General features: G+C 68.8%; 7 protein-coding genes and 1 pseudogene. 2 read left to right on the plus strand and 6 right to left on the minus strand.

What is annotated here, in order from left to right:
- On the plus strand, window positions 1-391 hold a 391-nt coding region (locus U9R90_RS13190), incomplete at its 5' end, for a C40 family peptidase (protein ID WP_411056635.1).
- Between the two features lie 42 nt (window positions 392-433).
- On the opposite strand, the gene U9R90_RS13195 is transcribed toward U9R90_RS13190, so the two are convergent.
- From U9R90_RS13195 to U9R90_RS13215, 5 genes and pseudogenes are all read right to left on the minus strand, one after another.
- Window positions 434-1,042, minus strand: a complete 609-nt coding sequence (locus U9R90_RS13195) for a Uma2 family endonuclease (protein WP_411056636.1) — start codon at window positions 1,040-1,042, stop codon at window positions 434-436.
- Window positions 1,023-1,595: a hypothetical protein gene (locus tag U9R90_RS13200; protein ID WP_411056637.1), complete on the minus strand. Its 573-nt coding sequence runs from the start codon at window positions 1,593-1,595 to the stop codon at window positions 1,023-1,025. The genes U9R90_RS13195 and U9R90_RS13200 overlap by 20 nt, the downstream gene beginning before the upstream one ends.
- Window positions 1,596-1,913: 318 nt before the next feature.
- Window positions 1,914-2,086: pseudogene (locus U9R90_RS13205) on the minus strand (transposase); the annotation flags it as partial.
- A gap of 157 nt (window positions 2,087-2,243) precedes the next feature.
- Window positions 2,244-2,798, minus strand: coding sequence for a TlpA family protein disulfide reductase (locus U9R90_RS13210; RefSeq protein WP_411056638.1), 555 nt, complete (start codon window positions 2,796-2,798; stop codon window positions 2,244-2,246).
- A gap of 116 nt (window positions 2,799-2,914) precedes the next feature.
- A complete protein-coding gene (locus U9R90_RS13215) occupies window positions 2,915-3,430 on the minus strand; it encodes a ricin-type beta-trefoil lectin domain protein (RefSeq protein WP_411056639.1) in 516 nt (171 codons plus the stop codon).
- 202 nt (window positions 3,431-3,632) lie between these two features.
- Between U9R90_RS13215 and U9R90_RS13220 the strand changes: the two genes are divergently transcribed.
- Window positions 3,633-4,109: a DUF3515 family protein gene (locus U9R90_RS13220; protein WP_411056640.1), complete on the plus strand. Its 477-nt coding sequence runs from the start codon at window positions 3,633-3,635 to the stop codon at window positions 4,107-4,109.
- 80 nt (window positions 4,110-4,189) lie between these two features.
- Here U9R90_RS13220 and U9R90_RS13225 read toward each other — a convergent pair whose 3' ends face one another.
- Entirely contained in the window at window positions 4,190-4,534 is a 345-nt protein-coding gene (locus tag U9R90_RS13225) for a LuxR C-terminal-related transcriptional regulator (RefSeq protein WP_411056641.1), read from the minus strand.
- Between the last annotated feature and the right edge of the window lie 401 nt (window positions 4,535-4,935).

A 4,935-nucleotide genomic window follows, 5' to 3' on the forward strand; every position in this document is an offset into this window, starting at 1 on the left:
CCCCACCGACCTACCCCAAGGTGCAGCCGCCCCCGCCTCCAACTCCCGCGCGGCCCAAGCGATCGCCTTCGCCCGCCGCGCCATCGGCAGCCCGTACGTCTGGGGCGCGACGGGCCCAAACGCCTTCGACTGCTCGGGCCTCACCCAGGCCGCCTACCGCTCAGCGGGCGTCGCCCTCCCCCGTACGACCTTCACCCAGGTCAACGCGGGCCGCCGCGTCTCCCGCTCCGAACTCGCCCCCGGTGACCTGGTCTTCTTCTACTCGGGCCTCAGCCACGTAGGCCTCTACATCGGCAACGGCCAGATGATCCACGCGTCCAACCCGAGCGCCCCGGTCAAGATCGCCCCCATCAGCTCGATGCCCTTCGCAGCCGCGACCCGGGTGGCCTAGGTCCTGTCTTCAAACTCCTACCTGCCGCGCGACGCCCGGCCCTCAGCCGCGATACCGGGGAAACTTCGCGGTATCGACCGTCCACGGCCCCATCGGCACCGCGTCCCCGAACCCATAGCGCAGGCTCTGCAAATAGCACGGCTCGCCCCCGCGCGTCCCCGGCTCCCAGTGCACCGAGACCGTGCCGTCCCGAGGGTCGATGATCGCGTACACCGGGACGCCCATACGCGGATACTCGCGCAGCTTCACCACATAGTCGTTCCCGGGGTTCGACTTGGAGACGACCTCCACGGCGAGGCTGACCGTGGGCGCGAAGCAGGCGGCGTCATCGTCCTGCTGGTCGTATGCGTCCCGCGAGAGCGCGAGCAGGTCGGCGGTACGGCACAGCCCGAGACCGGGGTGCTCCACACGGCCCTCCGCAATGAGTACGGCCCGGTCGTCCTGGCCCCCGATCTGGAGAATCAGGGCCGAGACAACATGCCCGTGCGGGTTGGAGGGGCTCATCATCGCGACGTGGATCTCCTGATTCGCAACATCGGCGCGGACTCGTTCGCCGCGCCGTTCCGCCTCGTCCACGATGACGTTGGCGAGGTCCCGGAGCTGGTAGTAGGTGGCCGTCGACCCTTGTGGCTCAACCGGCTGCGCACTCATACGGCCCACTCCTCGCGTGTGTGGTGTCCGGGCTTGCGACGCCCCTCGCCCTTCGCACAGTACCCGGCAGAGCGTCACGCAGGCGGGCTGCACGATGCCGGACATCGGCAGGGTCGAGCTGCCCGCGCCCGTCCGGCAGGGAACCGCCCGGAGCGGGGGCCAGGCGGCAGGCCCGGCACAAGCCGCCAGGCAGCGCGTCCGGGCTGCCCGGAACCCCGCAGTCCGTGCACTCCATGAGCGTACGGGCGGCGACCTCCGGCGCCGGAAGCGCGGGCGGCATCTTGCTGACCAGTCTGCTCCGCGCGAGCGCACGGGGCGCGTGAACCGGCTCGGGCAGCCCCGAGGTGAGGGCCTGCACCAACAGCCCCGCACTCGCACCCCGCGCCAGCCACTCAGTGGCCAACTCCTCCAGCGCCGCACAGTCGGCCGCCGACAGCGCCATACGGGGCTCGGCCCGGCCGACCTGGGCGAGCGCGACGTACGCGGCGGAGGGCTGCGCGTCCGGGGTACGCGACGGCTCAACCCGCTGCGGCGGTACGTCACCGTCGATCACGCGGGACCACCATTCGTCATCCCGTGCGGTACGCGACCAGAACGTCCGGAACACCCACCGAGTCGACCCGTCCGCCGTCTCGGCACGCCGACTTGAACCACACGATCCCGGCCTCACTCATAGCTCCTGCGCCACCTTCCTGATGAACACCGCCGACTCCTCGACACTGAGGGCGTGCATACGGATCATGGCATGGCGTGCGGGGCCGATCAGAGCGACGCCACCACACCGCCCAACGGGAAGCACCTGGACTGAGACGTTCCGCAGCTCCCCGACCGTCAACAGGTGCTCCAACTAGCGCCGCATGACCTCTCGCCCGCCCACCAGCGACAGCTCGACCAGTGACCGGACCGGGCCGTCCGCACACAACACGGCATCCGCCAGCTCGAACAGAGCGTCCGCACGTCTGGTCAGGCAGGAGTAGAACTCACCCCGGAAGCGTGACAGTTCCGCGAACGGATCCGGCCGACGGCGTGATGCAGCAGACTCATCCCCACGGCCTTCGTGCTGAGCGCGTGTGTTCCTTGGTCGGAGCACATGCCCAGCCGAAGGCCGCCTGCCCGTACGGCAGTTACCAGACCGGGTGATCAAGTACGAGAAGCCGTTCGACGCCCGAGGTTAAAGATCAAGCTAGCGCGGCAGCCCCTCTCACAGCAACGGCTTGACGACCCGCTTCAGTTCCGCCTCACCGATGGCCCCGGTCCGCGCCGCCGCGATCCGGCCCTTCGGGTCGACGACGATCGTGAACGGGTAACCGGTGATGTTGACCATCCCCTTCGGCAGGCGCAGGAGTTCCCGGCCCTTGGGGTCGTGCAGACTCGGGTAGGCGAGCTTCGTGTCCTTCTCGAAGGCGCGCGCCGCCGAGACCGAGAGGTCCACGTTCACGCCCACCACCCGAAGGCCCTCGTCGTAGAGCTCCTCGTGCACCCGCGACAGGCCCGGGGCCTCCGCGCGGCACGGGCCGCACCACGACGCCCACGCGTTGACGACCACGACCTTCCCTCGCAGCCCCTTCAGGCTGACCCGACCGTCGCCGTCCACGCGCTCGCCCGACATCTCCGGCATCGCTTCCCGGTCTGCCGGTCCGTACGACTTCAGCGGATCGGGCCTGCGTACGTCGCCCTCCGGCGACGGGGGCGACGAGCATCCCACCAGCGCGGCAAGCAGAACAACGACGGCGGTCGATGCTTGTAGCGTCTTCATGCGGCGAGCATGCCACCACCGATCGCAGGTCACGCGCGCGGGGAGGTGCACACCGCACACCGGTGCGCACCTCCCCTCTGCCGCAGAGCGGCCGCAGAACGCGGGGTTCGCACGGGTCAGGACAGGCCCCACTCCTGGCGGCCACGGGCCTTGTTGGAGCTGCCGCTCTTCTCCAGGTACGGGTACGAGCCCACCTTCGTCGACTTCGAGGCGATGACCTTGCCCTTCGCCCGGTTGGCGATCTTCGAGCCGCCGAGCACCCACTGGTGACTCTTCCACGTCGAGTGGCAGGTCTTCTGCACCAGGCGGTTCTTGGAGCCCACGGTCAGGCATTTGCCGGACTTGTCATTCTTGATAACGAAGATCGACTTGTTGCTGTAGACCCGCTTCAGGGTCCACCGCTGCGTCTTGTACTTCTTGACGCACTTCGCCAGTTTCAGACGCGCGTTGTTCTTCTTGCTGCCACCCATCGACAGACACCTGTTCGGGGCCCACACCCGTTCCAGCTGCGTGTGCGCGTACGGGTTCTTCGCCTTGGCCGCTTCGGGCGCCGCCTGGGCCGGTGCGGCGAAAGTGGCCAGCGAGCCCGCGGTGACCGCGGCCAGTACGAGCGAACCAGCTGCCTTGCGCATCAAGGTCCCCCTCCATGGAGATCAACGGAGCACCCGAACGTAGGCGCCAACCTCCATGCCCACCAGGTCTGTTGGGGAGGTGACCAAAGGGGCATTGCCCCAAAGGGTCATACGTCGCCCCCTGCACAAGTCCCCTCACCCCATGCCATAACGTGTCGCCCGACCACCCACCGCCACACACCGGGAAGACGAACCGTTGAGCATGGGACGCAAACGCACCATCCTTCCCCTGGCAGCCGCCACGCTGGTCGCCGTCGGCGTACTCGCCTTCGTGGTCACCAGCGAGCCGCACTACGACATCCGGCCCGGCGCCGAAGCCGACAGCCCCCACTGCGCCCGCATGACGGAGAAGGCCCCCGCGGAGTTGGCGGGGCAGCCCCGCCACAGCACCGGCCTGTCCGGCGTCGTCGTCTGGGGGGACAACGACATCGTCCTGCGCTGCGGCGTACCCGAACTGGGGCCCACCACGGACCCCTGCTTCGCCGCAGAGGGCGTCGACTGGGTCATCGACAGCACGCGGTCCAAGGACGCCAAGAAGGTGATCACCACCTACGGCCGCGCTCCGGCCACCGAGGTGACCTTGACCCGGCCGCAGAGCGCGCCCGACGCCGCCCTCATCGACCTCTCAGCTCTTGTCGCGCCCATCAAGCAGACCGAGAAGTGCATCGAGTCCAACTGAGCGACAGCTGCGCCCTGTCGGTGCCCCCTGTCGGCCGTCCCTGCGCCCGCGCCCTGCTCGGCGCGGGCGCAGGACACCCGTTATGCCACCGAGAGCGGGTGTCGGTCGGGAAGCTTCCCCGGATGCCGCTTGCACGACGGATCGACACACAGCGTGTCGTGGGCCAGCGCGGACACGATCGCGGCCTGCGTCCGCGTCTCCTGCCCGGTCTTCGCCACGATGCTCGCGATGTGCGCCTTCACCGTTCGCTCCGCGATACCCAGCTCCCGCGCCAACTCCCGGTTTCCCAAGCCCGTACCGAGCAGCAGTAGGACTTCCTTCTCCCGTTCGGTCAGGCTCTCCAGCCGCCACGCCCCGAACCTGGGATCGCTCCCCAGGCGCTGGCGTGGGCAGGTTGCCTCTACCGCATCGGACCGTTTGGTCATTCCGGTCCTTCCTGATCCCGCTCTTCCAGCAGACCCCCGTGGCCTGGTTATGACAGGGATCGACTCCCACCTTACCCAGCCCTCTGACATGAGCACCGCACCAGGCAGGGGCTGCCTCAATCCCCGTCTCCCCGGCGCGCATTGCCCTTTGGGGAGGCTCCCCTTGGGGCCATGCCTGAAGAGACAATTCCGTCCAACCAGCCGTCTCCCTAGCGTCGTTGGGGTCGCAGCGCCACACAGCCCGCCAGCTGACTCCCCAGAGCGCGAAAGGAAGACGCCCCACCCATGCCTCACCACACCAGGCTCCGCACCGGCATCCTCACGGCCGCCGGCGCATCCCTTCTCATAGGCAGCGTTACGGCCGCCGCCCCCTCGCCCGCCCTGGCGCAAGCCGCCCCCGC

The organism is Streptomyces sp. E11-3, from assembly GCF_046540415.1.
Taxonomy (GTDB): Bacteria; Actinomycetota; Actinomycetes; order Streptomycetales; family Streptomycetaceae; genus Streptomyces.